This is a genomic window from Cupriavidus nantongensis (assembly GCF_041726985.1).
In the GTDB taxonomy this organism is placed as follows: domain Bacteria; phylum Pseudomonadota; class Gammaproteobacteria; order Burkholderiales; family Burkholderiaceae; genus Cupriavidus; species Cupriavidus nantongensis_A.
This window is the reverse complement of record NZ_CP168302.1, coordinates 2000281-2024768: the sequence shown is the minus strand read 5'-3', so window position 1 is coordinate 2024768 and position 24488 is coordinate 2000281. Positions and strand designations below refer to the sequence as shown.

Here is a 24488-nt window from a genome sequence, read left to right as displayed (position 1 = left end):
CCTCGCCCGCTTGCGGGAGAGGGGAGCAAACCAGCGGTGCTTACAAGACGTCGAACAGCGCCGCCGCCCCCATGCCCCCACCAATGCACATCGTCACCACCGCCTGCTGCACGCCGCGGCGCCGGCCTTCGATCAGCGCGTGCGCGGTCATGCGCGCGCCCGACATGCCGAACGGATGGCCGATCGAGATGGCGCCACCGTTGACGTTCAGCCGCGCATCGGGGATGCCCAGCTTCTGCTGGCAATACAGCACCTGGCAGGCAAAGGCTTCGTTCAGCTCCCACAGGCCCACGTCGGCCACCGTCATGCCATGGCGCGCCAGCAGCTTCGGCACCGCGAACACGGGGCCGATGCCCATCTCGTCCGGCGCGCAGCCCGTCACCGCCATGCCGCGGAAGCGCCCCAGCGGACGCAGGCCGCGGCGGCGCGCCTCGTCGGCGCTCATCAGCAGCACCGCGGCGGCGCCGTCCGATAGCTGCGAGGCATTGCCGGCGGTGATGTGTTCGCCCGCGGCCACGGCCTGCCCGCCGCTCCAGACCGGCTTGAGCGCCTCCAGGCTGGCGGCGGTGGTATCGGGCCGGTTGCATTCGTCCTGCGCCAGACGCACGGTCTCGTGCCCGGTCAGCGCGCCGGCCTTGTCGAACAGCGCGCGCCGCGTTTCCAGCGGCACGATCTCGTCATCGAAGGCGCCGCGCCGCTGTGCTTCGGCAGTGCGCTGCTGGCTGCGCCAGGCGTAGGCGTCCTGCTCGGCGCGGCTGATGCCGTAGCGGCGCGCCACCACCTCGGCGGTCTCGATCATCGCCATGTAGGCCGCCGGCTGGCGCGCCAGCACCGCTTCGGACTGGGCGCGATAGCTGTTCTTGTGCTTGTTCTGCGTCAGCGAGATCGACTCCGCACCGCCGGCGACGATGATGTCGGCCTCGCCGCATTGAATCGCGCGCGCACCGGCCGCAATCGTCATCAGGCCGGAGCCGCACATGCGGTCCATGGTCATGCCCGGCACGCTGTCGGGCAGGCCCGCCGCCACCGCGCTCAGGCGGCCCAGGTTGTAGCCCTGGGTGCCCTGCTGCGCGGCCGCGCCGATCAGCACATCGTCGACCTCGGCCGGGTCCACGCCGGCGCGCTCCACCGCCGCGCGCACCACGTGGCCGCCCAGCACCGGGGCTTCGGTATCGTTGAAGGCGCCACGGAAGGCCTTGCCGATGGGAGTGCGCGCGACGGCGACGATGACTGCGTCTTTCATGCTGTGTTCCTGTTCAGAAGTAGTAGCGGCTGATGGTCTCAGCCACGCAGGCAGGCTTGGGCTCGCCTTCGATCTCGACGGTCATGCGCACCACCGACTGCACGCCGCCATCCAGGGTCTCGGCGCGCACCACCTCGCCCACGCCACGCACGCGCGCACCGACGCGCACCGGCGCCGGGAAGCGCACCTTGTCGCAGCCGTAGTTGACGCCGAACTTCATGCCTTCGACGGCGACCAGCTCGGGCAGGAACTGGTTGACCAGCGCCAGCGTCAGGTAGCCGTGCGCGATGCAGGCGCCGTAGGGACCCTGCGCGGCGCGTTCGGCGTCGACGTGCAGCCACTGGTGGTCACCGGTGGCATGGGCAAACTGGTCGACCTGTTGCTGGGTGATGCGGGTCCAGGCGCTGGCGCCGAGGTGGTGGCCGACGGCGGCGTGGATGTCTTCGGCGCAGCGGAAGATTCTTGGCATTGCTGTTTCCTTCGATTCCTCATCGGTGCAAGCTTCACCGGTGAGTCCTGCATCCCGCTTGTTTTCTCCCCTCTCCCGCTTGCGGGAGAGGGGCCGGGGGAGAGGGCAGGCGCTGGCATACCGGCGCGCTTTACTTCGTGGAAGCTCCGGCCCTCTCCCCCACCCCTCTCCCGCGCGCGGGAGAGGGGAGCTTTTGCGAGGGGTGGCGGCAAGCGCCAGTGCTTTCACATACCGGCTGCCTATGCCCGCTGACTACTCACGGGCAACACTTCCCCCGTCATATACGACGCGTAATCGCTGGCCAGAAACACCATCACATTGGCCACCTCCCACACTTCCGCCGCCCTCCCGAAGGCCTCGCGCTCGCTCAGCTGCCGCAGCAGGTCCGCCGGCGCCGACTTCTTCAGGAAGTCATGCAGCGCGATGCTTGGCGCCACGGCATTGATGCGCACGCCAAACTCCGCGGCCTCCATCGCGCTGCAGCGCGTCAGTGCCATCACGCCGGCCTTGGCCGCGGCGTAGTGAGCCTGCTCCTTCTGCGCCCGCCAGCCCAGCACCGAGGCGTTGTTGACGATGGCGCCGCGGCGGCGGGCCTGCATGTGCGGCAGCATCGCGCGCGTCATGCGGAAGGTGCCGGTGAGGGAAATATCGATGACGCGCGACCACTCGGCATCGTCCATATCAACTAGGCGGCGCGAGCCGCCCAGGCCGGCGTTGTTGATCAGCACGTCGGTGCCGCCAAGTGCTTCTTCCGCCGCGGCCACCAGTGCGCGCACCTGCGCTTCGTCGGACACATCGCACAGCTGCCCGTGGATGGCCTGCAGCCCGGTTTCCGCGCGCAGGCGTTCGACCGCCTCGTCGAGCCGCTTGGGATGGATGTCGGAGATCATCAGCGCGCGGCAGCCCTCCTCCGCGCAGCGGCGCGCGGCAGCAAAGCCGATGCCGGCGCCCGCGGCGGCGGTGATCAGCACGCTCCTGCCGGCGAGCAGTTGGTGGCCCGGCACATAGGCCGGGGCGCTGGGGGTTTCTGCATGAAGGGTCATGACTGTCCTCGCGCCTCGCGCGGCATGCCCAGCCCGCGTTCGGCGATGATGTTGAGCTGGATTTCGTTGGTGCCGGCGTAGATGGTGTCGGCGCGCGAGAACAGCGCCATCTGCTGCAGCCGGGTGCGGCGCGTGTCTGCGGGGTCCAGCACGTTGGCGAGCGGGCCCAGCACGTCCAGCGCCAGCTGCCCCAGGTCGCGGTGCCAGTTGGACCAGTAGTACTTGTAGATCAGCGCCTCGCGCTGCAAGGCGGTGCCGCCGTCCTCGCTGGCCTGTGCCGCACCGGCCAGCATGCGCAGCGCATTGGCGCGCATCACGCGCAGGCCGGCCCAGGCGCGCGCGATGCGCTGGCGCACCAGCGCGTCGCGGCTGCTGCCGTTGTCGCGCGCGGCCTGCGCCACCCATTCCAGCTCATGCGTGAACTGCATCTGCTGGCCCAGCGTGGAAATGCCGCGCTCGAAGCCCAGCAGCGCCATGGCGATGCGCCAGCCGTCGCCGGGCTCGCCCAGCACGTCGATGGCCGCGGCGCGCGCGCCGTCGAAGAACACCTCGTTGAACTCGGCGCCGCCGCCCATCTGGCGGATCGGGCGGATTTCGATGCCGGGCTGGTTCAGCGGCAGCATCAGGAAGATCAGGCCCTTGCTGCCGCGCGAGCCGGGCTCGCAGCGCGCCAGCACGAAGATCCAGTCGGATTCATGCGCGAGCGAGGTCCAGACCTTCTGCCCGCTGACCAGCCAGTCGCCGCTGGCGGCATCGCGCACCGCGCGCGTGCGCACATTGGCCAGGTCCGAGCCCGCGCCGGGCTCCGAATAGCCCTGGCACCAGAACGTGGTGCCGTTGCGGATGCCGGGCAGCAGCCGCGCCTTCTGGTCTTCGGTACCGAAGGCGATCAGCGTCGGGCCGATCAGCCCCTCGCCGATATGCCCCATGCGGCCCGGGCCGCCGGCGCGCGCGTATTCCTCGTGGAAGATCACCTGCTGCATCACCGGCAGCTCGCGGCCGCCATGCGCGCGCGGCCAGCCCAGGCCGGTCCAGCCGCCTTCGGCAAGACGCCGCTCCCACGCCTTGCGCAGTTCGGGGTAGGCCTCTTCGTCGCCGGGGCCGCCACGGTGCTTCAGGCATTCGAATTCGCCGGCCAGGTTCCCGGCCAGCCACTGCGCCACCTCGGCGCGGAATGCCGACTCGTCATTCGTTTTCATGCTGTCCTCCATGCCTGCGGGCCGTTGGCGGCAATGTAGGCAAGCGCGGCGCCGGCACCCCCCAGCCACTGGCTGGCGGCCTGCGCACGCTTGAAATAGAGCTGGGGGTCGTATTCCCAGGTGAAGCCGACGCCGCCATGCAGCTGGATGGCTTCCTGCGCGCCGAAGCGCAGCGCGTCGTCGGCGGCGACGGCGGCGGCGCAGATCTCGAGCCGCGCGTCGGCGACGGCCGCTGTCTCCCACGCCTGCGCCGCGCCATACACGGCCGAGCGCGCCGCTTCCACAAGCACCATCATCTGCGCGCAGCGGTGCTTGACCGCCTGGAACGAAGCAATGGCGCGACCGAACTGGATGCGCTCCCCTGCATAGGCAACGGTCAGGTCCAGGCATTGCTGGGCCGCGCCCAGCTGCTCGGCCGCCAGCATCAGCTTGCCGTGCCACCACGCCTGGGCCAGACCCTGGACGGCGGCGTCCCCGCGCGCCAGGCAGGCGCTTGCGGCAACGGGCACGCCGTCGAGCCGCAGCGACGCCAGCGGGCGCGTGCGGTCGAGCGTGTCCAGCGGCGCGCTGGCGAAGCGCGCATCCTCCGCCAGCGCGGCGGGCTCCAGCAGGAACAGCGCCGGCTCGACGCCGTCGAGCCGCGCCGGCACCAGCAGCCAGTCGGCCCCGGCGAGGTCGGCGACCTGCGCGGCGCTGCCGCGCAGCACGAAGCCATCCGCGCCGGCCTGCGCAGTGATCGGGACACCGTCGTAATGCCAGCCGCCATCGTCCGGCAGCACCGCCGCGGCGCGGCACTCGCCCGTGGCCAGCCGCTCCAGCCACGGTCCACTGTGGCCGACGCTGGCCTGCAGCCACGGCGCCGCCACGCAAGCCGTCGACCAGAACGGCACGCACGCCAGCCGCTGGCCCAGTTGCTCCTGCAGCAGCACCAGCCCGGGCGCGCCCAGGCCGGCGCCGCCCACGGCTTCAGGCAGCGCGATGCCGCACCAGCCGAGCTCGCCCGCGAGCGCACGCCACAGCGCATCGTCGTGAGCCGGCCCGGCCTCGGTCACGCGCCGCACCGCCGCCGAATCGCTGTGCGCGGCGAGGTAGTCGCGTGCGCTGTCGCGGACCATCTGGTGTTCGACGCCGAATTCAACGGAACTGGAAAAATCCATGGCCGTCGCGCTCAACTGCCGTACACCGCCTGGGGCGGCTGCGCCTGCGCTAGCAGCCCCGCTACTGCCGCACCCACTTCGGCGGGTTGCCAGCGCCCGCCCTTGTCGGCCTTGGGCCCGGTGCGCCAGCCGTCGGCGACCGACACCATGCCGCCGGCCGCCTCGAACATGCGGCCATTGACCTGCGCGGACTCCGCGCTGCCCAGCCACACCACCAGCGGCGCAACGTTGGCCGGGTCGTAGTAGTCGAAGCCGCCTTCCGGCGCCTTCATCATGTCGGCGAACACGTCTTCGGTCATGCCGGTGCGAGCAGCCGGCGCCAGCGCATTGGCGGTGATGCCGTAGCGGCCCAGCTCCGCGGCCTGCACCAGCGTCAGCGCGGCAATGCCGGCCTTGGCCGCGGCATAGTTGGACTGCCCGACCGAGCCCTGCAGGCCCGCGCCGGAGCTGGTGTTGATGATGCGCGCATCGACCGCACGGCCTGCCTTGGCCGCATCGCGCCAGCGCCGCGCCAGCAGGTTGGCCAGGCAGAAGTGGCCGCGCAGGTGCACGCGCATGACGTCGTCCCAGTCCGCTTCGGTCAGGCTGACGAACATGCGGTCGCGGCAGATGCCGGCGTTGTTGACCAGCACGTGGACCTCGCCATAGGCCTCGACCGCGGCATCGACGATGCGTTGGGCGGTGGCAAGCGTGGTGATGTCGTCATCGCTGGCCAGTGCGCTTCCACCAGTTGCGCGGATCTCCGCGCAGACCGCCTCGGCCGCATCGCGGCGGATGTCGTTGACGACCACGTTGGCGCCCTCGGCGCCGAAGGCCTGCGCATAGGCACGGCCCAGCCCGCCGCCGGCGCCGGTGATGATGACGGTGCGTCCCTTGCAGATTCCCATACCACTACTCCTTGCGATCACGCAAAAATGGCGACCGTCATTCCCGCGTAGGCGGGAATCCAGCGTCTTTCAGGCCATCCGATGGCCGTTAAAAGTCACTGGGTTCCCGCCTTCGCGGGAACGACGAACTTACAGCCGTTCGATGATGGTGACGTTGGCCAGCCCGCCGCCCTCGCACATGGTCTGCAGGCCGTAGCGGCCGCCGGTGCGTTCCAGTTCGTGCAGCAGCGTGGTCATCAGGCGTGCGCCGGTGGCACCCAGCGGGTGGCCCAGTGCGATCGCGCCGCCGTTGGGGTTGGTGCGCTCTGGGGCATAGCCGGTCTCGGCCAGCCACGCCATCGCCACCGAGGCGAAGGCTTCGTTGATCTCGACCACGTCGATATCGGCCAGGCGCAGGCCGCTGCGCTCCAGCGCGCGCTTCGTCGCCGGAATCGGCGCGGTCAGCATCCACAGCGGGTCGTCACCCAGCACGCTCAGATGCGCGATGCGCGCGCGCGGCGTGAGGCCGTAGCGTTTGAGCGCGTCCTCCGAAACGATCAGCAGCGCGGCGGCGGCATCGGCGGTCTGGCTGGACACGGCAGCGGTCAGCGAGCTGCCTGGCATCAGTGGCTCCAGCGAGGCCATCTTGGCCAATGTGGTATCCGGGCGCGGGGTCTCGTCATGCTGTACGCCTTCGCAAGCGATGATCTCGCGCGCGAAGCGCCCGTCCTCCCTTGCGGCCGCGGCCCGCCGGTGGCTCTCCAGCGCATAGGCCTCCATGGCCTCGCGCGACAGCTTCCAGTGCTCGGCAATGCGCTGCGCTGCGTGGAACTGCGACACCGGCGCATCGCCAAAGCGCGCCTGCCAGCCCTTGCTGCCCGAGAACGGGTCGGCAAAGCCCAGCGCCTGCCCGGCCAGCATCGCCGACGAGATCGGGATCTGCGTCATGGTCTGCACGCCGCCGGCGATCACCACGTCCTGCGTGCCGCTCATCACCGCCTGCGCGGCGAAGTGGACGGCCTGCTGCGACGAGCCGCACTGGCGGTCCACCGTCACGCCCGGCACCGTCAGCGGCAGGCCTGCTGCCAGCCACGCGCTGCGCGCGATATTGCCGGCCAGCGGGCCGATGGTGTCGACGCAGCCGAACACCACGTCGTCATAGTCCTCGGTCGGGATGCCGTTGCGGCGTACCAGCTCGGCCAGCACGAAGCCGCCCAGGTCGGCGCCGTGCACGTGCGACAGCCCACCCTTGCGGCGCCCGGTAGGGGTGCGCAGGGCATCAACGATATAGGCGTGTTTCATGGTCTTGGGTCTCCTTGGGATCGGGCCATTCAGGCAAAGGTGGCGCCGGCGCCGATCGCGGGCTCGCCATCCAGGATGTGCGCGCCCACGCGTGCCTTGTGGAAGGCGCGGTCGCCCCAGCTTCCCGCCAGGGCCCAGGCGCGCTTGGTGAAGATCTGCAGGTCCAGCTCCCAGGTGTAGCCCATCGCGCCATGCACCTGGATCGCCTGCCGCGCCGCGCTCCACGCGCAGCGCGCGGCGGCGACGCGGGCATGCGAAACATGCAGGCCGGCATGCGGCAGGCGATGCGCCAGCGCGGCGGCGGCGCGCAGCAGCACTGGTTTGGCAAACTCCAGCTGGATCGCCACGTCCGCCAGCAGGTGCTTGACCGCCTGGTAGGCGCCGATGGCCTTGCCGAACTGCTTGCGCTGCGCGCTGTAGTCGATGGCCAGGTCGAGCATGCGCTGCGTCAGGCCGAGCTGCTGCGCGGCCACGCCCAGCGCGCCGCGGTTCAGCGCCGCGTCCCACAGGCCGGCACCAGCTCCGGCCGGCACCAGCTCGGTTTCGGCGCTCGGCGTCCACGCCAGCTCGAACAGCCGGCGCGACGGGTCGAGGCCGGTGCGCGCGGTCAGCGTGGCCTGGTCCGGCCGCAGCAGGTGCACAGCGCCTTCATGCGCACACAGGATGGCGTCGGCGACATGTGCGTCGGCCACCAGCCGCTGCTGCGGATGGGCCACCGCCACGCGCGCCTCGCCGGCGGCGACGCGTTGCAGCAGCGCAGCGCAGCGCGCCCGCGTTGCGTCGTCGGGCGCGGCGTCGAGTGCGTCGCGCAGCAGGCCAGCCGCCACCAGCGCGGTGTCGAGCAGCGGCTCGGGCAGCGCGAAATAGCCGCACGCCTGCGCCAGCGGCGCCCATTCAAGCTCCCCCAGCCCCAGCCCGCCCTGCTCCGCCGGCACCATCACGGCGGTCATGCCCTGGTTGGCCAGCTGCCGCCAGAGCGCATCGGAGCGGCCGGTCTCGGTCGCCCACAGCTCGCGCGTCAGTTCCGGCGTCATCTCGGTCATCAGGAAGCGCCGGATCGCCTCGGCAAACTGTTCCTGCTCTTCGGTCAATGCGAAATCCATGTCTATTCCCCGGGTGCCGTCATGCGCGCGGCATGCCGAGCAGGCGCTCGGCGACGATGTTGCGCTGGATCTCGTTGGTGCCGGCATAGATCGGCCCGGCCTGCGCGAACAGGAAGCCGTCCAGCCAGTGGCCGAGCGAACCCGGCGGCTGGCCGGCGGGCGCGACTTCGGCGGCCTGCCCCAGGATGGCCAGCGCGGTATCGTGCATATGGATGTCAAGCTCGGACCAGAACACCTTGTTGGTGCTCGACTCCGCGCCGATGTGGCCGCCCTTTACCAGCCGGCTCGCGGTGGCGTAGGTCGACAGCGTGTAGGCTTCCGCATCCATCCACGCGCGCAGCACCGCTTCGCGCAGCGACGGGTCGCGGTTCGCGGCCTCGCGATTGGCCTGGTACAGCCGCACCAGCGCGCGCGCGGTTTCCTGGAAGCGGGCCGGCGAGCGCAGCATCAGCCCGCGCTCGAAGCCGGCGGTGGCCATCGCCACCTGCCAGCCGGCGCCCTCGGCGGCCAGCCGGTTCTCCACCGGCACGCGCACGTCGTCGAAGAAGATCTCGGCAAAGCCGGTCTGGCCGTTGAGCTGGCGGATCGGGCGCACGGTGATGCCGGGCGTGTCGAGCGGCACCAGCACGAAGGTCAGCCCGTGGTGGCGCGTCGACGCCAGGTCGGTGCGGAACAGGCCGAACAGCCAGTCGGCCCACACCGCGCGCGTCGACCAGATCTTCTGGCCGTTGATCACGTAGTCATCGCCGTCGCGGATCGCACTGCAGCGGATCGCGGCCATGTCGGAGCCGGCGTTGGGCTCGGACCAGCCCTGCGCCCAGATATGCTCGCCGGCGGCCATGCGCGGCAGGAAGCGCCCCTTCTGCGCCTCGGTGCCGAATTCCATCAGCGTCGGGCCCAGCAGGAAGATGCCGTTCTGGTTCACGCGCATCGGCGCGCCGGCGCGCCAGTACTCTTCCTCGAAGATCAGCCACTCGATCAGGTCGCAGCCGCGCCCGCCCAGCTCGGCCGGCCACGTGACCATGCTCCAGCGGCCCTGGTTGAGCGTGGCTTCCCAGGCGCGGTGCTGCGCAAAGCCGGCTTCGGTGTCAAAGCTCTCCAGCGGGTTGCGCGGCACGTGCGCGGCCATCCAGTCGCGCACCTCGGCGCGGAACGCGCGCTGGGCGTCGGTGTATTCAAGCTGCATCGCGCGCCCCCTTTGCGAAGGAAGCTTCTCGGCCTTCGACAAACGCGGCGCGCGCCTCTCCGGAGTCCGCGCTCATATAGGCCTGCAGCGTGAAGCCCTGCTCCCAGCGGTACTTGTCTTCCAGGTTGCCGTCTTCCACGCCGTTGAGCGCTTCCTTGGCCAGCTGCAGCATGGCCGGGCTCTTGGCCGCGATCTGGCGCGCCAGCGCCATGGCGGCGTCGCGCAGCTCCGCGCGCGGCACCACGCGCTCGACCGCGCCCAGGCGATAGGCCTCGGCGGCATCGATCATCTCGCCGGTGAAATACATCGCCCGGACCTTCTGCACGCCGAACATGCGCTGCAGGTGCGCACCGCCGCCCATCGCGCCGCGATCGATCTCGGGCACGCCAAAGCGCGCGCACGCCGACGCCACGATGATGTCGGCCGCGCCGCAGATGCCGATGCCGCCGCCCAGCACAAAGCCGTGCACGGCGACGATGACCGGCTTGGGATTGCGGTGCACGGCGCGGAAGGTGGCGTAGTTGCCGGCATTGACGCCGACGATGCGCTCCGGGTGCGCCGACAGCTCCTTGATATCGACACCGGCGCAGAAGCCGCGGCCTTCGCCGCGCAGCACGATCACGCGCACCGCGGGATCGGCGCCGAGGCGGTCGATGGCGGCGGACAGCGCATGCCAGCCGGCGTTGTCGAGCGCGTTGACGGGCGGGTGGTCGATCACCAGCTCGGCGATGCCGTCGGCGGTGTCGATGCGGAAGGGTTGGTCCTTCGTGTTCATGGTGGATTTGCCTGTGATGGTTGTTTGTGCGTTGGGTCGGCTTTTTTTACGGCTCGCTGCGATGGAAACGCCGGCCCTCTCCCCGGCCCTCTCCCGCAAGCGGGAGAGGGAGTACACAAGCGAGATCTCGAACGCATGTGGCCTTGCCCATGCCGCCGGTTTGCTCCCCTCTCCCGCTTGCGGGAGAGGGGCTGGGGGAGAGGGCCGGCGCATCAACGAAGCTCGGCCTCCCGCGATGCCAAGGCCTCCATCCGCGCTCGCGCCTGCACCACCATCCCCCCCACGATCTGCTCGCACGACTCGATCGCGCCGATCGCGGCAGCAGCCTGTCCGCTCGGCAGCACGCCCTCATCCGGGCACCCCTCCACCATCGCGCGCTGGATCAGCACCGGTGCATTGGCAGCCATCAGCGTCTGCGCGGCGCTGTAGTCCTGCTCCCGCATCGCGCGCCAGGCGGTCGCCAGCAGCTGCGTGCTGCGCATGCCGGTGCGCGCCTGCCATTTGCGCGCGGCGGCCAGCGCCAGCCAGGTGCGGCGCAGCGGGCCGGCCTTTTCCAGCCCGACCAGCAGGTCGTTGTCGATCATCCGCTGCGGCAGCCCGTCGATCGCCAGCGAGACGCGGATCTGGCCAGCGTCACGCACCTTGACGTAGCGCTCCAGCGTCTGCGCCGGCACCGGCGACTCGGCCGACATCAGGAAGCGCGTGCCCATGGCCACGCCGGCGGCACCGTAGGCCAGTGCCGCGGCCAGCCCGCGCCCGTCGAAGAAGCCGCCCGCCGCCACCACCGGCACGCTGACGCTGTCCAGCACCTGCGGCAGCAGCAGCGTGGTCGGCGTGCCACCGGTATGGCCGCCGCCCTCGCCGCCCTGCACCGTAACCACGTCGGCGCCCATTTCCACCGCCTTGGCCGCGTGCTTGGCCGCGCCCACCGTCGGCATGCAGACGATGCCTGCCGCCTTGAGCCGGCCGACCATCTTCGCGTCCGGCCCGCGCCCGTAGCTGACCGCGCGCAGCCGGTGGCGGATCGCCATCTCGATGACCTCGTGCGCGTTGGGCTGGAACATGTGGAAGTTGATGCCGAACGGCCGGTCGCTGAGCGCCTTGACGCGCAGGATCTCCTGCTCGACCTCGCCCGGCGGAATGGTCGCGCCGGCCAGGAAGCCGAAGGCCCCGGCATTGCCGCTGGCGGCGACCAGCTTCGCATCGGCGACCCACCCCATCGCCGTCTGCACGATCGGGTAGCGGCAGCCGAGCAGGTCGCACAGCACGGTGTGCAGGCCCGGGGCGTTCATGCCTTCCCCTCGCTGCCAGTACGCTGCGACGCCGCCATCGCGCGCGCGTCGTAGCCGCCCAGCTTGTCGCCGCTGACCAGCTCGTTGTGCGCATGGGCAAAGTGGTGCCAGGCAAAGACCGCATCCATCGCGCTGCGCTTGCCCTGCAGGTCTTCGACGTGGTTGACCGCCTGCTTGGTCAGCGTCAGGCCCAGGCGCGGCATCTGCGCCACCTTGGCGGCCATGCCGTAGACGGTGTCCTCGAGCGCGTCGCGCGGCACCACGCGGTTGACCATGCCCATGCGCTCGGCGCGCTCGGCGCCCATGCGCTCGCCCAGGAACAGGAATTCCTTGGCGATGCGGGGGTGCAACTCATACGCATGCGCGAAGTATTCGACGCCGGGAATCCCCATGCGCACCACCGGATCGGCAAAGAAGGCATCGTCGGAGGCGACGATCAGGTCGCACACCCACGCCAGCATCAGGCCGCCGGCGATGCAGGCGCCGTGCACCATGGCGATGGTCGGCTTGGGCAGCTCGCGCCAGCGCCGGCACATGCCCAGGTAGACCTCCTGCTCGCGCGCATAGAGGAATTCTCCGCCCGGCTTGTTGACGTGGTCGTACCAGAGCGAGGCGCGCTCGAAGGTCTCGTTGATATCGCGCCCCGGCGTGCCGATGTCGTGCCCGGCCGAGAAATGCTTGCCGGCGCCGCGCAGCACGATCACCTTGACCGCGTCGTCGGCGGCGGCCCGCCGGTAGGCCTCGTCCAGCGCATACGTCATCTTCGAGTTCTGCGCGTTGTGGAACTGCGGCCGGTTCATGGTCACCGTGGCGATGCCGTCGGCGACCTGGTAGAGCACCTCGGCGTTCGGACCGAGGCTGATGGGTTCGATGGCAGGCGATGTCATGGCAGTCTCAGGCGCGTCCGGAAGGATTGCCGCGCACGATCGCGGCGCGCAGGTTGTGCGGGTCGAGCTGCGCGATCAGCCGCAGCTCTTCCGGCGTCGGTGCCGCCGTTTCCGGCAGCGCTTCCTCAGGGGTATTGGCCAGCGCAAAGCCGGTGGCGGCCTGTACCTGTTCCAGGCTGATGCCGGGGTGCAGCGAGCGCACGCGGATGGCGTGATCCGATCCGCCGAAATCCATCACGCACAGGTCGGTGACGATCACGCGCAGGTCGACGAAGCTGCGCATGCCTTCGATCTGGCGCGCAGGGTTGTAGCCGACGCTGCAGACCATGTCGACTTCGCCGGCGACAAACGAGCGCGTGCTGTGTCCCGACACGAAGTACGAATTGGCGTGATTGATGCTGTTGCCGGGGAAGCCGCGCGCGCCCAGCAACTGGGTCTTGGGCTGCGCATGGGTGCCGCCCAGGCACGAGATATTGGCCTGGCCGAAGCGGTCTATCTGCGTCGGCATCACCAGCGCGTGGCGGCGCCCTCCCCACAGGCAGTCGAACACGCGCGCATAGCCCATCCAGCCGCTTGCGCGCACCTGGTAGTCCGGTTCGCGCGGGCCCAGCGGCACCGGCGTTTCGACCAGGTAGGCCTCGCCGTCGGTCAGCAGCAGGCCGGGGTTGTGCGCAAGCCGCGCCAGGCCGGCGGCGATGCGCGGGCCGGTGCCGATGCCGGTGGCCAGCACCTCGCCGTCGTCGCGCCAGGCGCGGGCGGCGACGGCGATCATCAGCTCGGCGCGGGTAAATTCATAAGTGGCGCTCACGGTCGCTCCTTCGGGATCAAAGTACGGGAAGCGGCAGGTCGTGCACGTGGCCAAGGCCGCCGATGCACGCCAGGTAATGCGCCTCGCTGTCGCCCACCACCTCGTCGCGGTAGGCGCGGAAGCCGTCTTCCGCTTCGGCGCTGGCGCAGTAGGACTTCAGCGCCGGCAGGTCCCAGCCATAGGCCGGCGCGCACGAAGTGGGATGGGCGCCCGCCGGCGCGTGCACCACGCCGGTCACCAGCGCGCGCTCGAACGGGTTGTTGCGGGCGCGCGCCAGCTCGGTGTCTTCCAGGCGCGGGTGCAGCGTTTCGCAGCTGACATAGCAGCGCTGCGCGGCGCGCGCGAACCACTCATCGAAGAACGGATCGGGGCCGTCGATGCGGGTGTTGCCCAGCACATCGCTTTCGTTCACGTGCAGCAGCGCCGCATCCAGCGGGATCGCCGGCATCGCCAGCAGGACTTCACCGTCTTCGTATGGCGAACGGACGGTCTTCAGGTGCGGGTTGCGGTCCAGCACATCGGTGCCCAGCGCGGCGCGCGTCGGCAGGAACGGCAGGCGCGCCGCGGCGGCGCGCAGGCCCAGCTGCAGCATGCCTTCGTCCAGCTCGGTCACCGCCAGCAGGCCGCGCTCGCGCGCCTGGCGGAAGTAGGGCTCGAGCGGGATCACGTCGAGCGAGACAAAGCCGAACACCAGCCGGCGCACCTTGCCGGCGGCGCACAGCATGCCTACTTCGGGGCCGCCGTAGGCCACCACGGTCAGGTCTTTCAGCGGCGAGCGCAGGATCTCGCGCACCAGCGCCATGGGCTTGCGGCGCGGGCCCCAGCCGCCGATGCCGATGGTCATGCCATCGGCGAGCTGGCCGACCACGTCGGCCGCGCTCATGGTCTTGTCGATCGTCTTGGTCATAGGTCTGTGCCGCGCTTAGCGGTATCCGATGCTGAAGTCATGGCCCCACAGGCTGACCCGCGTGGCCTCGTAGGCGGCGTGGTGGCTCCAGTCCACCACCAGCCCGCCGTGCCCGAACTCGAGGTCGAAGCCGCCGGGGGTCTTCATGTAGAAGGAAGTCATGCGGTCATTGCAGTGCTGCCCCAGCGTGGCCGACAGCTTCACGCCGTGCTGCTGCACCCGGTCCAGCGCGCGGCCCACCTCGGCCATGTCTGGCACCTCGGCCATCACGTGGATGCAGCCGGCTTCGGACGGCATCTCGAAGATCGCCAGGCTGTGGTGGCGGCCGTTGGCGCAATGCAGGAAGTGGATGCGCTTCTCCGGCTCGTTGGGGTCGGTGGTGAAGCGCACGCGGAAGATGTCCGACAGGCCAAAGCCCATCACATCGCGCAGGAAGGCATAGGTCCGGTCGAAGGCCGGTGCAGGCAGCACGGTGTGGCCCGCCCCCATCGGGTCGGTGATGAAGCGCGGCACGCCGACCGGCGAGACGAAGCGCAGGAAGTCCGAACGCATGCCCCACGAGATCTCGTGGCGGTTGCCAGACGGATCGGCAAACCACGCCATCGCCTGCACGCGGCGCTGCGCCAGCTCGGCGGGGCTGGCCTGCACGACTTCGACCTTGGCCTGGCGCAGCGTCTCGAGCGCATGGCGGTAGGCGGGCTCGTCGGCCAGCTCCCAGCCCGATGCCAGGTAGCGGTCGCGCGTACCCGGCACCACCAGGTAGCGATAGTCGCGATCATCCATCTTCACGTACAGCGCACCGCCGGGCGCGCCGGAACAGGCCATGCCGAGCACCTGCTCGGCATAGTGTCGCCACTGCCCGATGTCGGTGGACTCGACCACGATGTAGCCAAGCGCACGAATATCCAACATGCCGGTCTCCTCAGGTTCGATGTGGGTGCTGGCTGCGGCGCGGCTGCAGCCAGTCGATGGGACCGATTCTTTCGTGTGCGGGCGCCCGGTGCATCGTCCTGGCGGACTAGCCGGTCTCGCCACGCCGGGCTTGCCGCCCGACGCGCGGGCGCGGCCCGGGGTAGTCCGAACGAGTGATGTGCCAACGGTGTGCTGGCCGCACCCTCTGCGCGGGACAGACCCCTACACAGAGGAGCAGAGATGACGGAATCAGGACAAGCCTGCGTCGCCGTGGTCACCGGCGCATCGCGCGGTGCGGGCCGGGGCATTGCGCTGGCGCTGGGTGCGGCGGGCGCCACGGTGTATGTCACCGGCCGCACCGAACAGGAAGGCAGCGCGCCGCTGCCGGGCACCATCCACGCCACCGCGCGCGAGATCGATGCGCTCGGCGGGCGCGGCATCGCGGTGGCCTGCGACCACGGCGACGACACGCAGGTCTCGGCCCTGTTTCGACGCGTGCGCGAAGAAGCCGGACGACTCGACATACTGGTCAACAACGCCACCTTCCTGCACGACCAGCTGATCCAGCCGGGGCCGTTCTGGCAGAAGCCGCTGGAGATGGCCGGCATCCTCGACGTAGGGCTGCGTTCAGGCTACGTCGCCAGCTGGCACGCCGCGCCGGTGATGGCGGCGCAGGGGCGTGGGCTGATCGTGTTCACCTCGTCATTCGGCGCCAACTGCTATATGCATGGGCCGGCGTACGGCGCCCAGAAGGCCGGCATCGACAAGTTCGCGCACGACATGGCGGTGGACCTGCGGCCCTACGGCGTGGCGGCGGTGTCGCTGTGGATGGGCCCGCTGCGCACCGCGCGCACGCTGCGGGTATGGGAAGAACATCCGGACAAATACGCGGCGTTTGCGCCGGTGGCGGAGACGCCGGAATTCACTGGCCGCATCATCGACGCGCTGTACCGGGATCCGGCGTTGATGGACAAATCCGGGCAGGTGCTGATCGGCGCGGAGGCGGCGCTGGCCTATGGCATCGTCGATGCGGAGGGCGTGCAGCCGCCGTCGTACCGGGACGCGCTGGGCGGGCCGCCGGCGGTGCATCCGGCGATTGTGGAATAGGGGTCGGAGGCACTGGCGTATTGGACGCGCCTGCCCTCTCCCCCGGCCCCTCTCCCGCAAGCGGGAGAGGGGAGCAAGCCCGCAGCATCATCAACGACCTCGGGCTTTCCAACTTCAGCTTGTGTACTCCCTCTCCCGCTTGCGGGAGAGGGTTGGGGAGAGGGCCGGAGCATCAACGAAGTAAAGACCGTCGCTATTGCACGCGCCCACCCTCTCCCCTGCAGTTGGCCAACTCAAGCGCCGTCAGCCTACTCCCCCACCGACAACAACCCCGTCGTGAACACCGTCGATCGAATCACCCAAGCCCCCTGCTCCCGCACATACACATCCACATAGCGCCCAGTCAGGAAAGTCCGCGTCCCGCTGGCATCATCCAGCGCCAGGTAAGCCAGGTCCCAGCTCCCCTCCGCCGTGCCGTCCTTCCGCACGCGAATATCCCCCTGACCCGCAAAATGCATCTCCCGCAGCGTAGGCCGGCAGGCCAGTTCCGCAAAGCACTGCACCAGCGCATCGCGGCCAGCAAAGGTCCCGATCCGGTCATAGTGGATATGCGCTCCCTCTGCGACAAAGCACGCCCGCATGGCCTCGGGGTCCTTGTCGTCGCAGGCGCGCAAATAGCGCAGCTTGAGCGCACGGATCGCCTCTGCAGCCTCCAGCCGGTCCAGCCTTTCGGCAAGCGACTTCATGTCCGTCATCGCGTATCCCCTATCACGACGCCCGCAACTGGTACTTCAGCACCTTCCCCGCCGCACTCACCGGCAGCGAACTCACGAACAACACTTCACGCGGCACCTTGTAATTGGCCATGTGCCGCCGCGCCCACGCGATCAGCGTGTCCGCATCGACGCGCGCGCCGTGGCGCAGCACCACGTAGGCGCGGCCCACCTCCCCAAGGCGCTCATGCGGCATGCCCACCACCGCCACCTGCGCCACCGCCGGATGCGCGACCAGCAGCTTCTCCACCTCGGCCGGATAGCAGTTGAAGCCGCCGACGATAAACATGTCCTTGATGCGGTCTGTGATGCGCAGGTAGCCGCGCGCATCGAGCGTGCCGACGTCGCCGGTATGCAGCCAGCCGTCGCTGTCGATGGCTTCGGCAGTGGCTTCGGGCAGGCCGAAATAGCCTTGCATCACGTTGTAGCCGCGCACCAGCACTTCGCCCGGCTCGCCGGTGGCGACCGGCTCGCCCTGCGCGTCGATGCAGCGGATCTCGATGCCCGGCATCGCGCGGCCGGAGGTGCCGGCGACGGTCTCGGCGTCGTCGCCGGCGCGCGTCAGCGTGGCGAAGCCGCACGATTCGGTCAGGCCATAGCCGGTGATGATGGTGTCGAAGCCCAGTTCGTCGCGCATGCGCTGGATCAGCGCCGGGGCTATCGCCGAGGCGCCGGTCACCGCTACGCGCAGCGAGGACAGGTCGAATTCGCGCAGGCGCGGCGCGTTGAGCAGCGTCTGGTACAGCGTGGGCGGGCCGGGCAGAACCGTAATGCCTTCGTTTTCCACCCGCGTCATCACGGCCTCGGCGTCGAACACCAGGTGGGGCAGCACCGTGGCGCCGCGCGACAGCGCCGCCAGCCAGCCGGCCTTGTAGCCGAAGGTATGAAAGAACGGATTGACGATCAGGTAGCGGTCCCCTGCCCGCACCCCGGTGATGGCGGCCCAGCCGTCGATGGCGCGCAGGTTCTGCGCATGCGCGGTCATCACGCCCTTGGGCCGGCCGGTGGTGCCGGAGGTGAACATGATGTCCATCGGCGTGTCGCCGCGCACGCCGGCTTCGCGCGCGGCAAATGCGGCCATGTCGGTGCGCGTCGCCAGCGCGAGGAAATCTTCCCATGTCAGTTCGTCCGCGCCCGCGGCCCGCCCTTGCCCCGGGCGCAGGATCACCAACTTCTCCAGCGTAGCGGGACGGTGCGGCGCCAGCATCTGCGGATAGCTTTCGCCGAGGAAGCCGTCGACGCAGAACAGCAGGCGTGCGCCGCTGTCGGCCAGCACCGCGCCGGCTTCGGCTCCTTTCATGCGCGTATTGAGCGGCACCAGCGCCGCACCCACGCTGTGCGTGGCCAGCGCCGCGATAATCCACTCGGAGAAATTCGGCGCCCACAGCGCCACACGGTCGCCAGGCTGCACGCCGAGCGCGATCAGCGCGCGCGCCGCCTGGATCCGGCTGTCGTCGAGCGCGGCGTAACTCAGGCGCAGCCCGTCTTCCTGGATGGCGATGCGCTCGCCGTGGCGGCTGGCCGCGCGCCGCAGCAGTTCGGGAATGGTCTCGGCGATGCTGTCGTTTGCCGCGGCTTCGATGCCGGCCGGTGCCACTATGGCGTCGAGGGTGTCAGATGGAGTCATGTCAATCCGGGAACTTCAGGTGGATCTCGCTGCTGGCCGGGCGCGCCTGGCAGGCCAGGGTCCAGCCCGCCTCCAGGTCGGCGCGGTCGAGCACATGGTTTTCGCCGAGCGTCACGTCGCCCTGCGTCACCTGGCACATGCAGGCGCCGCACAAGCCGGCGCGGCAGGAATTGGGCGCCGCCACGCCGGCGCGCTGCAGCGCGTCGAGCACGGTCTCGTCGGGTGCCACGCTGACCTGATGGGTGGCGCCGTCCAGCTGCACGGTGAGCGCGGCGCCGCGCATCGCGGATACGGCCTGGCTGGCCTCGGCTGCCACGCTGGCCGGCGCGGTTGCCGCCGGCGCATCGGGCAACGATACAAAGCGCTCCACGTGCAGCTGGCCACGCGGCACGCCCAGCGCCTGCAGTGCGGCCTGGGCGCCGTCCATGAACGGGCCAGGCCCGCAGACAAAGCACTGCGCCATGCTCCACGGCCGCACCAGTTCCTCGAGCTGGCGCTGCGTGGGCGGGCCCTGCACACTATCCAGCCAGTGGATCACGCGCAGGCGGCCGGGATGGCTGCGCGCCAGCTCAGCCAGCGCCTCGCGGAAGATGATGGAGCGCTCGTCGCGGTTGGCATACAACAGCGTGACCGCGCCGCGTCCGTGCCGCAGCGCCGCCTTGGCGATCGACAGCACCGGCGTGATGCCGCTGCCGCCAGCCAGCAGCAGGAAATCGCCCTGCAGCGCGGGCGGCGTGAACACGCCGGCGGGCGGCATTGCCTCGACCGTGTCGCCGGCGCCGAGATGGTCGCAGATCCAGTTGGATACGCGCCCGCTCTGCACGCGCTTGACGGTCACGCGCAGCGCGCCGTCCACGCCCGGCGAGCTGGACAGCGAATAGCAGCGCTGCAGCGGCACGCCGTCGACGGGCACGCGCAAGGTCAGGAACTGGCCCGGGCGGTAGGCGAAGGTCTCGCGCAGCCCGTCCGGCAGCGCGAAAACCAGCGAATGCGCCTGGTCCGTCTCCGCGACCACTTCGGCAATCTGCAGCCGATGGAATTGCACTGGCGCCATGATGTCCTTGTCCTGCGGTGAGTGCGGTGAGCGCCTTCAGGCCACGCCCATGATGGTCTGGGCGTTGTCGATGCGCAGTTCCGCGCCGTTGATGAAGCGCGATTCGTCCGATGCCAGAAACAGCACCAGGTTGGCCACGTCGCGCGGATGGCACATGCGCTGCATCGGCTCGGCGCCGCCGACTTCTTCCGGCAGCGCGGTGGCGCCGCCGGGCAGGAAGGCCGCGGTCATCGGCGTCAGGATGCCGTCCGGATGGATCGAATTGCAGCGGATACGGTAGCCGCTCTGCTTGCAATGGCCCGCGACGGCGCGCGTCAGCGCGGCCACCGCGCCCTTGCTGGCGCTGTAGGCGCAGAACGCGCCCATGCCGCCCAGTGCCGCCGCCGACGACATGTTGACGATGCTGCCGCCGCCCGCCTTCATCGCGGCCACGCCGTACTTGCAGCCCAGGAAGTAACCGTCGGCGTTGATGCGCATCACGCGCTGCCACTGCTCCAGCGTGGCTTCCTCGACCGTGCCGAGCATCAGGATGGCGGCGTTGTTGACCAGCACGCTGGGCGCGCCGAAGCGCTGTTCGGTGCGCGCCATCACCTGCTGCCAGCCGGCTTCGCTGGCGATGTCGTGCGGCACGAACAGCGCGGTCTCGCCGATCTCGCGCGCCAGGGCGTGGCCCGCTTCCTCGTTCACGTCGGTCAGCACCACGCGCGCGCCTTCGCGCGCCAGCAGCAAGGCGTCTTCCTTGCCGACGCCGCTGGCGGCCCCGGTGACGATGGCGATCTTTCCTTCAGTACGTCGGCTCATGGGTACTCTCCTGGTTGGTATGCGCCTGCCGTCCACCGGCAGGCTGTTGTGCGAGATGGCGGCCCGCGTTGCGTCCCGACCAGATGCAGTCGGCAAGCGACAGGCCGCTTACGTAGTGATTGGAGGCGATGCCGACGGCGGTACGCCCCACGGCATAGAGCCCGGGTATCGGCGCGCCGCCAGCGGCAGCCAGCACGCGGCCGCTGGATTCCTCCACCGCCAGCCCGCCCAGCGTGATCGCCGGACACGGGAAGACCCGGCTGCCGGCCGAGATGTCGATGGCCAGCCACGGCCCGTTCTCGAGCGACGCGCACATGGCCGCCGACTTGCCGGCCGGATCCGGCGTCTCGCCGCGCGCGGCGGCGTTATACGCGCCGAGGGTCGCGCGCAGCGCGGGCGCCGGCATGCCCAGCTTGCCGGCCAGCGCATCGATGCTGGCGGCGCGGCGCGCACCGGCCAGCATCAGCAATGCCGCCGGCACTGCCTGGAATGCCCACAGCCGGCCGCCCAGGCATTCGCGCAGGGCCTCGCGCGCCAGCGCCCGGTTCAGCACCAGCCAGGCGCGCCCGCTGTGCCGCTCGCAGATGGCATGGCCAAGGGTGGCGCCATAGGTTTCCTCGTTGCCGATGCGCGCGCCCTGCGCGTCGACCACACAGCCGCGCGCCCACGCGAACGGCGGATTGATGAAGCGCCACGCCGACACGCGCTCCAGGTGCCGCGTGGCGCCGCCGGCCGACTCGCCCAGGCGGATGCCGCTGCCATCGCAGCCGGTCGCGCCCAGGCGCCAGGCCTGCTGGTACTTGCCGGCATGGCGCGCCACCATGGCGCGGTTGAAGATAAAGCCGCCGGTGGCCAGCACCACCGCGCTGGTCCGTATTGCGACCGGCTGTGCATGACGCAGCTCAAGCTGCAGCACAAGCGCGCGCAGACGGTCGGCCAGCGCCGGCAGGCCGTTGTGCAGGCGCTCGGCCAGCCGCGCCAGGCGCGCATGGCGTTTCTGGTGACGGCCCGGCGGCAGCTGCCACAGTTCGACGCCGACCACCGCCCCGTCGCGGTCGAGGATCAGCCGCCGCGCCGCGCACTGGCGCATGACGGTGATCTGCCGGCTGTCCTCCACCGCGCGGCGCAGCACGCCATACAGCGTGCGGCCGGACATGCCGGGGCCTTTCACGCGATGACCGCGCGGTGCGGGCTCGGCATGCTGCGCGTAGGCGGGCACCGCTTCGTTGCCGGAGTAGTACAGGTAATAGGGCTGCGCCGGATACGAGGTCTTGCGCGGCGGCACGGTCGCGGCAAAGCGAACCCCCAGCGCCTCCAGCCATCCGAGCATCGCGCGGCTGTGCTCGCAGAAGTCCCGCAGCGTGGCGTCGCTGACGACCGCCTCGGTTTCCTGGCGCAGGTAGCTGGCCATGGCCTGCGGCGTATCGTCATAGCCCGCGGCACGCTGGTAAGGCGTGCCGCCGCCGGCATAGACCACGCCGCCGCTCCTGGCACTGGCGCCGCCGCCGTCGAATCGTTCCGCCACGATCACGCGCGCGCCGCCCTGCGCGGCTTCCAGCGCGGCGCAGGCGCCGGCGGCGCCGAAGCCGACCACCACGGCATCGCAGGCGGCCTGCCAGGGATGCGCGTCGGGGTCATCGAGCCGCAACGGGGCGTGGACGGGGGTGACGGCGTCGTAAGCCATGCTGGCGCTTGCTCCGGATCAGGCCGAACACAGTGCGCCCAGCGGCGCTGAGGTGGTATAGGCGCCGTCGACGTAGACCAGCGGCGAGACCTCGCCGGCCAGCCTGACCTCGCGCAGCCGGCCGATAAAGACCGCATGGGTGCCGTAGTCGAAGCGGCCGTCCTGCTGGCAGATCAGGTTGGCCTGCGCATTGCGCAGCGCTGGCACGCCCAGCAGGTCGTCTTCCCACTCGCCGCTGGTGAAGCGTGCTTCGCCCTTGAGCCGGCCGCTGCAATCCACCGCGATATCGCGATGGTCGGCGGCGAGCAGGTTGATGCAGAAGTCCGCGCCGGCATCGAGCGGCGGGTAGATCGACGCATTGCGGTTGATGCAGATCAGCAGCGAGGGCGGATCGGCCGACAGCGAATCGACCGCGGTCACCGACATCGAATAGCGGCGCTCGCCGTGGCGGCAGCTGATCACGGCAACGGAGCGGGCCATGCGGCGCATCGCCTTCAGCATGTCATCGCGCAGCGCGCCACCGATGTCAGTGCTGGAATCTGCGCTGGAATCCGGACTGGATTGGGTTCTGGCGCTCATAGAGCCTCCTGTACAGGTTGAGCGGGGTGCGTGGCGGCGGGCTGCCGCACAGGCTGCGACATCACGTCCGCGGCGATCATGCCGAAGGTCATCGCCGGGCCCAGCGTGGAGCCGGCGCCGGGATAGCTGGTGCCCATCACCGAGGCGCTGGTATTGCCGATCGCGAACAGGCCGGCGATGGCGCTGCCGTCATCGCGCAGCACGCGCGCGCTGGCGTCGGTCACCAGTCCGCCCTTGGTGCCAATATCGCCAGCGTCGAGCCGCACCGCGTAGAACGGCGCCTTGCCGATCGGCGCGAGGCAGGGATTGGGCCGCACCGCCGGGTCGCTGTAATAGGTGTCGAACAGGTTGTCGCCCTTGCCAAACTCCGCGTCCACGCCGGTGGCGGCGTAGTCGTTCATGCGCGCGACGCTGGCGGCCAGGCCATCGGCATCCACGCCGATCTTCTGCGCCAGCTGCGCGAGCGTGTCCGCGCGCACCAGGATGCCGGACAGGCTGGCCGGGATGCTGCGGTCCGGCATCACCGAGCCGGGCAGGATCGGCCCGCACGGGTACTTGTGGCGGAAGGTGGCGTCGAACACCATCCAGGCCGGCACGCTGCACCCGGTCTGCTCGTGGTCGCGGTACATCGCGGGTACGAACTCGGAATACGGCGCGGCCTCGTTGACGAAGCGCCGGCCCTGCCCGTTCACCACCAGGCAGCCCGGCATGGCGCGCTCGATAAACAGCGCGCGCTGTTTCTCCTCGCCCTGCACCTGCACCGTGGGTGCGCCCCAGATGTGCGACATCAGTGCCACGCCAGCGCCGGCTGCCTGCGCGGCGCGGATGGCGTCGCCGGTATTGTTGGGCGGCGTCGCGCTCCACGCGGCGCGGGTCGGCTGCGGCAGGTATTGTTCGCGCATGGCCTGGTTGCGCTCGAAGCCGCCGGCTGCCAGGATCACGCCGCGCAGCGCGCGGATCTCCACCACGCGTCCGTCCTGCACTGCGCGCACGCCACGCACCGCGCCGTCCTCGACGATCAGGTCCTGCAAGGCGGTATCGAGCCACAGCGGGATCGCGCGATCCATCATCGCGCGCCGCAGGCCGCCGACCAGGCTGTTGCCAAGCGTGAGGCGGCGGTCGCGCCGGGTCCTGCGGCGCCAGCCCAGGTCGAGCCAGTAGCGGGCAAACTGGCGCACTGCCAGCCCGAACCAGCCGGGCGCGCGGCACAGCAGCGCGTGGGCCTCGGCCGAGGTCACGGCCACGCGGCGGCCGACCAGCGTGCCCGGCGATGGCGGACGCAGCCGGTCGAATTCTTCGCGCAGGCGCGCGCCGTCGAACGGCATCGGGTCGAGCGCGCGGTAGCCCGGCATCGCCCCCGGCAGCTTCTGGAAGTAGTCTGCGTAGCGCGGCAACGTGTAGTAGCGCACGCCGGCCTGCTGCTCCAGGTATTGCAGCATGCGCGGCGCCTGTTCGAGATAGGCGCGGATGCGCTGCGGGTCGCCGTGCTCGCCGGTGCAGGCGAGCACGTATTCCAGCGCGCTGGCGTAGTCGTCCTGCCCGCCCGCCGGCGCGATATGGTGGTTCAGCGGAATCCAGATGCCGCCGCCGGACACCGCCGAGGTGCCGCCATACTGGCTGCTCTTCTCCAGCACCACCACCGACAGGCCGCGGTCGGCGGCGCGGCAGGCGGCCAGCATGCCGCCGGCGCCGGAGCCGACCACCACCACGTCAAACTCGCCGGGCTGCATGCGCGCTCTGCTCTGGCTCATGTTGGGTCCTTGTGCCGGTGCGG

General features: G+C 70.3%; 23 protein-coding genes. 1 reads left to right on the top strand and 22 read right to left on the bottom strand.

What is annotated here, in order from left to right:
- Positions 1-40: 40 nt before the first annotated feature.
- The 15 genes from ACEI37_RS08890 to ACEI37_RS08820 form a co-directional block, all read right to left on the bottom strand.
- Complete coding sequence (locus ACEI37_RS08890) at positions 41-1243, bottom strand: acetyl-CoA C-acyltransferase (protein WP_373376372.1); 1203 nt, start codon at positions 1241-1243, stop codon at positions 41-43.
- 13 nt (positions 1244-1256) lie between these two features.
- On the bottom strand, positions 1257-1712 hold the full coding sequence (locus ACEI37_RS08885) for a MaoC family dehydratase (RefSeq protein ID WP_373376371.1): 456 nt from the start codon (positions 1710-1712) through the stop codon (positions 1257-1259).
- A gap of 239 nt (positions 1713-1951) precedes the next feature.
- A complete protein-coding gene (locus ACEI37_RS08880) occupies positions 1952-2755 on the bottom strand; it encodes an SDR family oxidoreductase (protein WP_373376370.1) in 804 nt (267 codons plus the stop codon).
- Positions 2752-3954, bottom strand: coding sequence for an acyl-CoA dehydrogenase family protein (locus ACEI37_RS08875; protein WP_373376369.1), 1203 nt, complete (start codon positions 3952-3954; stop codon positions 2752-2754). Before ACEI37_RS08875 ends, ACEI37_RS08880 begins: the two co-directional genes overlap by 4 nt.
- On the bottom strand, positions 3951-5111 hold the full coding sequence (locus tag ACEI37_RS08870; protein WP_373376368.1) for an acyl-CoA dehydrogenase family protein: 1161 nt from the start codon (positions 5109-5111) through the stop codon (positions 3951-3953). The genes ACEI37_RS08875 and ACEI37_RS08870 overlap by 4 nt, the downstream gene beginning before the upstream one ends.
- An 11-nt stretch (positions 5112-5122) precedes the next feature.
- Positions 5123-5998, bottom strand: a complete 876-nt coding sequence (locus ACEI37_RS08865; RefSeq protein ID WP_373376367.1) for an SDR family oxidoreductase — start codon at positions 5996-5998, stop codon at positions 5123-5125.
- Between the two features lie 129 nt (positions 5999-6127).
- Positions 6128-7279 (bottom strand): acetyl-CoA C-acetyltransferase, encoded by a 1152-nt coding sequence (locus tag ACEI37_RS08860; RefSeq protein WP_373376366.1) that lies wholly within the window; start codon positions 7277-7279, stop codon positions 6128-6130.
- Positions 7280-7308: 29 nt separating this feature from the next.
- The gene (locus ACEI37_RS08855; protein WP_373376365.1) at positions 7309-8382 is read right to left on the bottom strand and encodes an acyl-CoA dehydrogenase family protein; all 1074 of its coding nucleotides are present in this window, start codon (positions 8380-8382) and stop codon (positions 7309-7311) included.
- A gap of 19 nt (positions 8383-8401) precedes the next feature.
- Positions 8402-9568: an acyl-CoA dehydrogenase family protein gene (locus tag ACEI37_RS08850; protein ID WP_373376364.1), complete on the bottom strand. Its 1167-nt coding sequence runs from the start codon at positions 9566-9568 to the stop codon at positions 8402-8404.
- A complete protein-coding gene (locus tag ACEI37_RS08845; protein ID WP_373376363.1) occupies positions 9558-10343 on the bottom strand; it encodes an enoyl-CoA hydratase family protein in 786 nt (261 codons plus the stop codon). The genes ACEI37_RS08850 and ACEI37_RS08845 overlap by 11 nt, the downstream gene beginning before the upstream one ends.
- Positions 10344-10555: 212 nt before the next feature.
- Positions 10556-11635, bottom strand: coding sequence for an NAD(P)H-dependent flavin oxidoreductase (locus tag ACEI37_RS08840; RefSeq protein WP_373376362.1), 1080 nt, complete (start codon positions 11633-11635; stop codon positions 10556-10558).
- Entirely contained in the window at positions 11632-12522 is an 891-nt protein-coding gene (locus tag ACEI37_RS08835; RefSeq protein WP_373376361.1) for an enoyl-CoA hydratase, read from the bottom strand. Before ACEI37_RS08835 ends, ACEI37_RS08840 begins: the two co-directional genes overlap by 4 nt.
- 7 nt (positions 12523-12529) lie before the next feature.
- Complete coding sequence (locus ACEI37_RS08830; RefSeq protein ID WP_373376360.1) at positions 12530-13330, bottom strand: CoA-transferase subunit beta; 801 nt, start codon at positions 13328-13330, stop codon at positions 12530-12532.
- 16 nt (positions 13331-13346) lie between these two features.
- Complete coding sequence (locus ACEI37_RS08825) at positions 13347-14237, bottom strand: CoA transferase subunit A (protein ID WP_373376359.1); 891 nt, start codon at positions 14235-14237, stop codon at positions 13347-13349.
- Positions 14238-14252: 15 nt separating this feature from the next.
- Complete coding sequence (locus ACEI37_RS08820; RefSeq protein WP_373376358.1) at positions 14253-15149, bottom strand: VOC family protein; 897 nt, start codon at positions 15147-15149, stop codon at positions 14253-14255.
- Positions 15150-15389: 240 nt separating this feature from the next.
- Here ACEI37_RS08820 and ACEI37_RS08815 point away from each other — a divergent pair, with 240 nt between their 5' ends.
- Entirely contained in the window at positions 15390-16256 is an 867-nt protein-coding gene (locus ACEI37_RS08815; RefSeq protein ID WP_373376357.1) for an SDR family NAD(P)-dependent oxidoreductase, read from the top strand.
- A gap of 248 nt (positions 16257-16504) precedes the next feature.
- On the opposite strand, the gene ACEI37_RS08810 is transcribed toward ACEI37_RS08815, so the two are convergent.
- From ACEI37_RS08810 to ACEI37_RS08780, 7 genes are read right to left on the bottom strand one after another with little or no spacing between them, the layout of a single operon-like run.
- A complete protein-coding gene (locus tag ACEI37_RS08810; RefSeq protein WP_373376356.1) occupies positions 16505-16951 on the bottom strand; it encodes a nuclear transport factor 2 family protein in 447 nt (148 codons plus the stop codon).
- 13 nt (positions 16952-16964) lie between these two features.
- Positions 16965-18596 (bottom strand): FadD3 family acyl-CoA ligase, encoded by a 1632-nt coding sequence (locus ACEI37_RS08805; RefSeq protein WP_373376355.1) that lies wholly within the window; start codon positions 18594-18596, stop codon positions 16965-16967.
- A 1-nt stretch (position 18597) separates the two neighbouring features.
- The gene (locus tag ACEI37_RS08800; protein WP_373376354.1) at positions 18598-19650 is read right to left on the bottom strand and encodes a 2Fe-2S iron-sulfur cluster-binding protein; all 1053 of its coding nucleotides are present in this window, start codon (positions 19648-19650) and stop codon (positions 18598-18600) included.
- A 36-nt stretch (positions 19651-19686) separates the two neighbouring features.
- Complete coding sequence (locus tag ACEI37_RS08795; RefSeq protein WP_373376353.1) at positions 19687-20451, bottom strand: SDR family oxidoreductase; 765 nt, start codon at positions 20449-20451, stop codon at positions 19687-19689.
- Positions 20435-22135, bottom strand: coding sequence for an FAD-binding protein (locus tag ACEI37_RS08790; protein ID WP_373376352.1), 1701 nt, complete (start codon positions 22133-22135; stop codon positions 20435-20437). Before ACEI37_RS08790 ends, ACEI37_RS08795 begins: the two co-directional genes overlap by 17 nt.
- An 18-nt stretch (positions 22136-22153) precedes the next feature.
- The gene (locus ACEI37_RS08785; RefSeq protein WP_373376351.1) at positions 22154-22714 is read right to left on the bottom strand and encodes a flavin reductase family protein; all 561 of its coding nucleotides are present in this window, start codon (positions 22712-22714) and stop codon (positions 22154-22156) included.
- Positions 22711-24465, bottom strand: a complete 1755-nt coding sequence (locus tag ACEI37_RS08780) for an FAD-dependent oxidoreductase (protein WP_373376350.1) — start codon at positions 24463-24465, stop codon at positions 22711-22713. The genes ACEI37_RS08785 and ACEI37_RS08780 overlap by 4 nt, the downstream gene beginning before the upstream one ends.
- Between the last annotated feature and the right edge of the window lie 23 nt (positions 24466-24488).

Excerpts from the sequence above, each read along its gene's own strand:
- ACEI37_RS08890 (WP_373376372.1), bottom strand. The coding sequence starts at position 1,243 with ATGAAAGACGCAGTCATCGTCGCCGTCGCGCGCACTCCCATCGGCAAG.
- ACEI37_RS08885 (WP_373376371.1), bottom strand. The coding sequence starts at position 1,712 with ATGCCAAGAATCTTCCGCTGCGCCGAAGACATCCACGCCGCCGTCGGC.
- ACEI37_RS08880 (WP_373376370.1), bottom strand. The coding sequence starts at position 2,755 with ATGACCCTTCATGCAGAAACCCCCAGCGCCCCGGCCTATGTGCCGGGC.
- ACEI37_RS08875 (WP_373376369.1), bottom strand. The coding sequence starts at position 3,954 with ATGAAAACGAATGACGAGTCGGCATTCCGCGCCGAGGTGGCGCAGTGG.
- ACEI37_RS08870 (WP_373376368.1), bottom strand. The coding sequence starts at position 5,111 with ATGGATTTTTCCAGTTCCGTTGAATTCGGCGTCGAACACCAGATGGTC.
- ACEI37_RS08865 (WP_373376367.1), bottom strand. The coding sequence starts at position 5,998 with ATGGGAATCTGCAAGGGACGCACCGTCATCATCACCGGCGCCGGCGGC.
- ACEI37_RS08860 (WP_373376366.1), bottom strand. The coding sequence starts at position 7,279 with ATGAAACACGCCTATATCGTTGATGCCCTGCGCACCCCTACCGGGCGC.
- ACEI37_RS08855 (WP_373376365.1), bottom strand. The coding sequence starts at position 8,382 with ATGGATTTCGCATTGACCGAAGAGCAGGAACAGTTTGCCGAGGCGATC.
- ACEI37_RS08850 (WP_373376364.1), bottom strand. The coding sequence starts at position 9,568 with ATGCAGCTTGAATACACCGACGCCCAGCGCGCGTTCCGCGCCGAGGTG.
- ACEI37_RS08845 (WP_373376363.1), bottom strand. The coding sequence starts at position 10,343 with ATGAACACGAAGGACCAACCCTTCCGCATCGACACCGCCGACGGCATC.
- ACEI37_RS08840 (WP_373376362.1), bottom strand. The coding sequence starts at position 11,635 with ATGAACGCCCCGGGCCTGCACACCGTGCTGTGCGACCTGCTCGGCTGC.
- ACEI37_RS08835 (WP_373376361.1), bottom strand. The coding sequence starts at position 12,522 with ATGACATCGCCTGCCATCGAACCCATCAGCCTCGGTCCGAACGCCGAG.
- ACEI37_RS08825 (WP_373376359.1), bottom strand. The coding sequence starts at position 14,237 with ATGACCAAGACGATCGACAAGACCATGAGCGCGGCCGACGTGGTCGGC.
- ACEI37_RS08820 (WP_373376358.1), bottom strand. The coding sequence starts at position 15,149 with ATGTTGGATATTCGTGCGCTTGGCTACATCGTGGTCGAGTCCACCGAC.
- ACEI37_RS08815 (WP_373376357.1), top strand. The coding sequence starts at position 15,390 with ATGACGGAATCAGGACAAGCCTGCGTCGCCGTGGTCACCGGCGCATCG.
- ACEI37_RS08810 (WP_373376356.1), bottom strand. The coding sequence starts at position 16,951 with ATGACGGACATGAAGTCGCTTGCCGAAAGGCTGGACCGGCTGGAGGCT.
- ACEI37_RS08805 (WP_373376355.1), bottom strand. The coding sequence starts at position 18,596 with ATGACTCCATCTGACACCCTCGACGCCATAGTGGCACCGGCCGGCATC.
- ACEI37_RS08800 (WP_373376354.1), bottom strand. The coding sequence starts at position 19,650 with ATGGCGCCAGTGCAATTCCATCGGCTGCAGATTGCCGAAGTGGTCGCG.
- ACEI37_RS08795 (WP_373376353.1), bottom strand. The coding sequence starts at position 20,451 with ATGAGCCGACGTACTGAAGGAAAGATCGCCATCGTCACCGGGGCCGCC.
- ACEI37_RS08790 (WP_373376352.1), bottom strand. The coding sequence starts at position 22,135 with ATGGCTTACGACGCCGTCACCCCCGTCCACGCCCCGTTGCGGCTCGAT.
- ACEI37_RS08785 (WP_373376351.1), bottom strand. The coding sequence starts at position 22,714 with ATGAGCGCCAGAACCCAATCCAGTCCGGATTCCAGCGCAGATTCCAGC.
- ACEI37_RS08780 (WP_373376350.1), bottom strand. The coding sequence starts at position 24,465 with ATGAGCCAGAGCAGAGCGCGCATGCAGCCCGGCGAGTTTGACGTGGTG.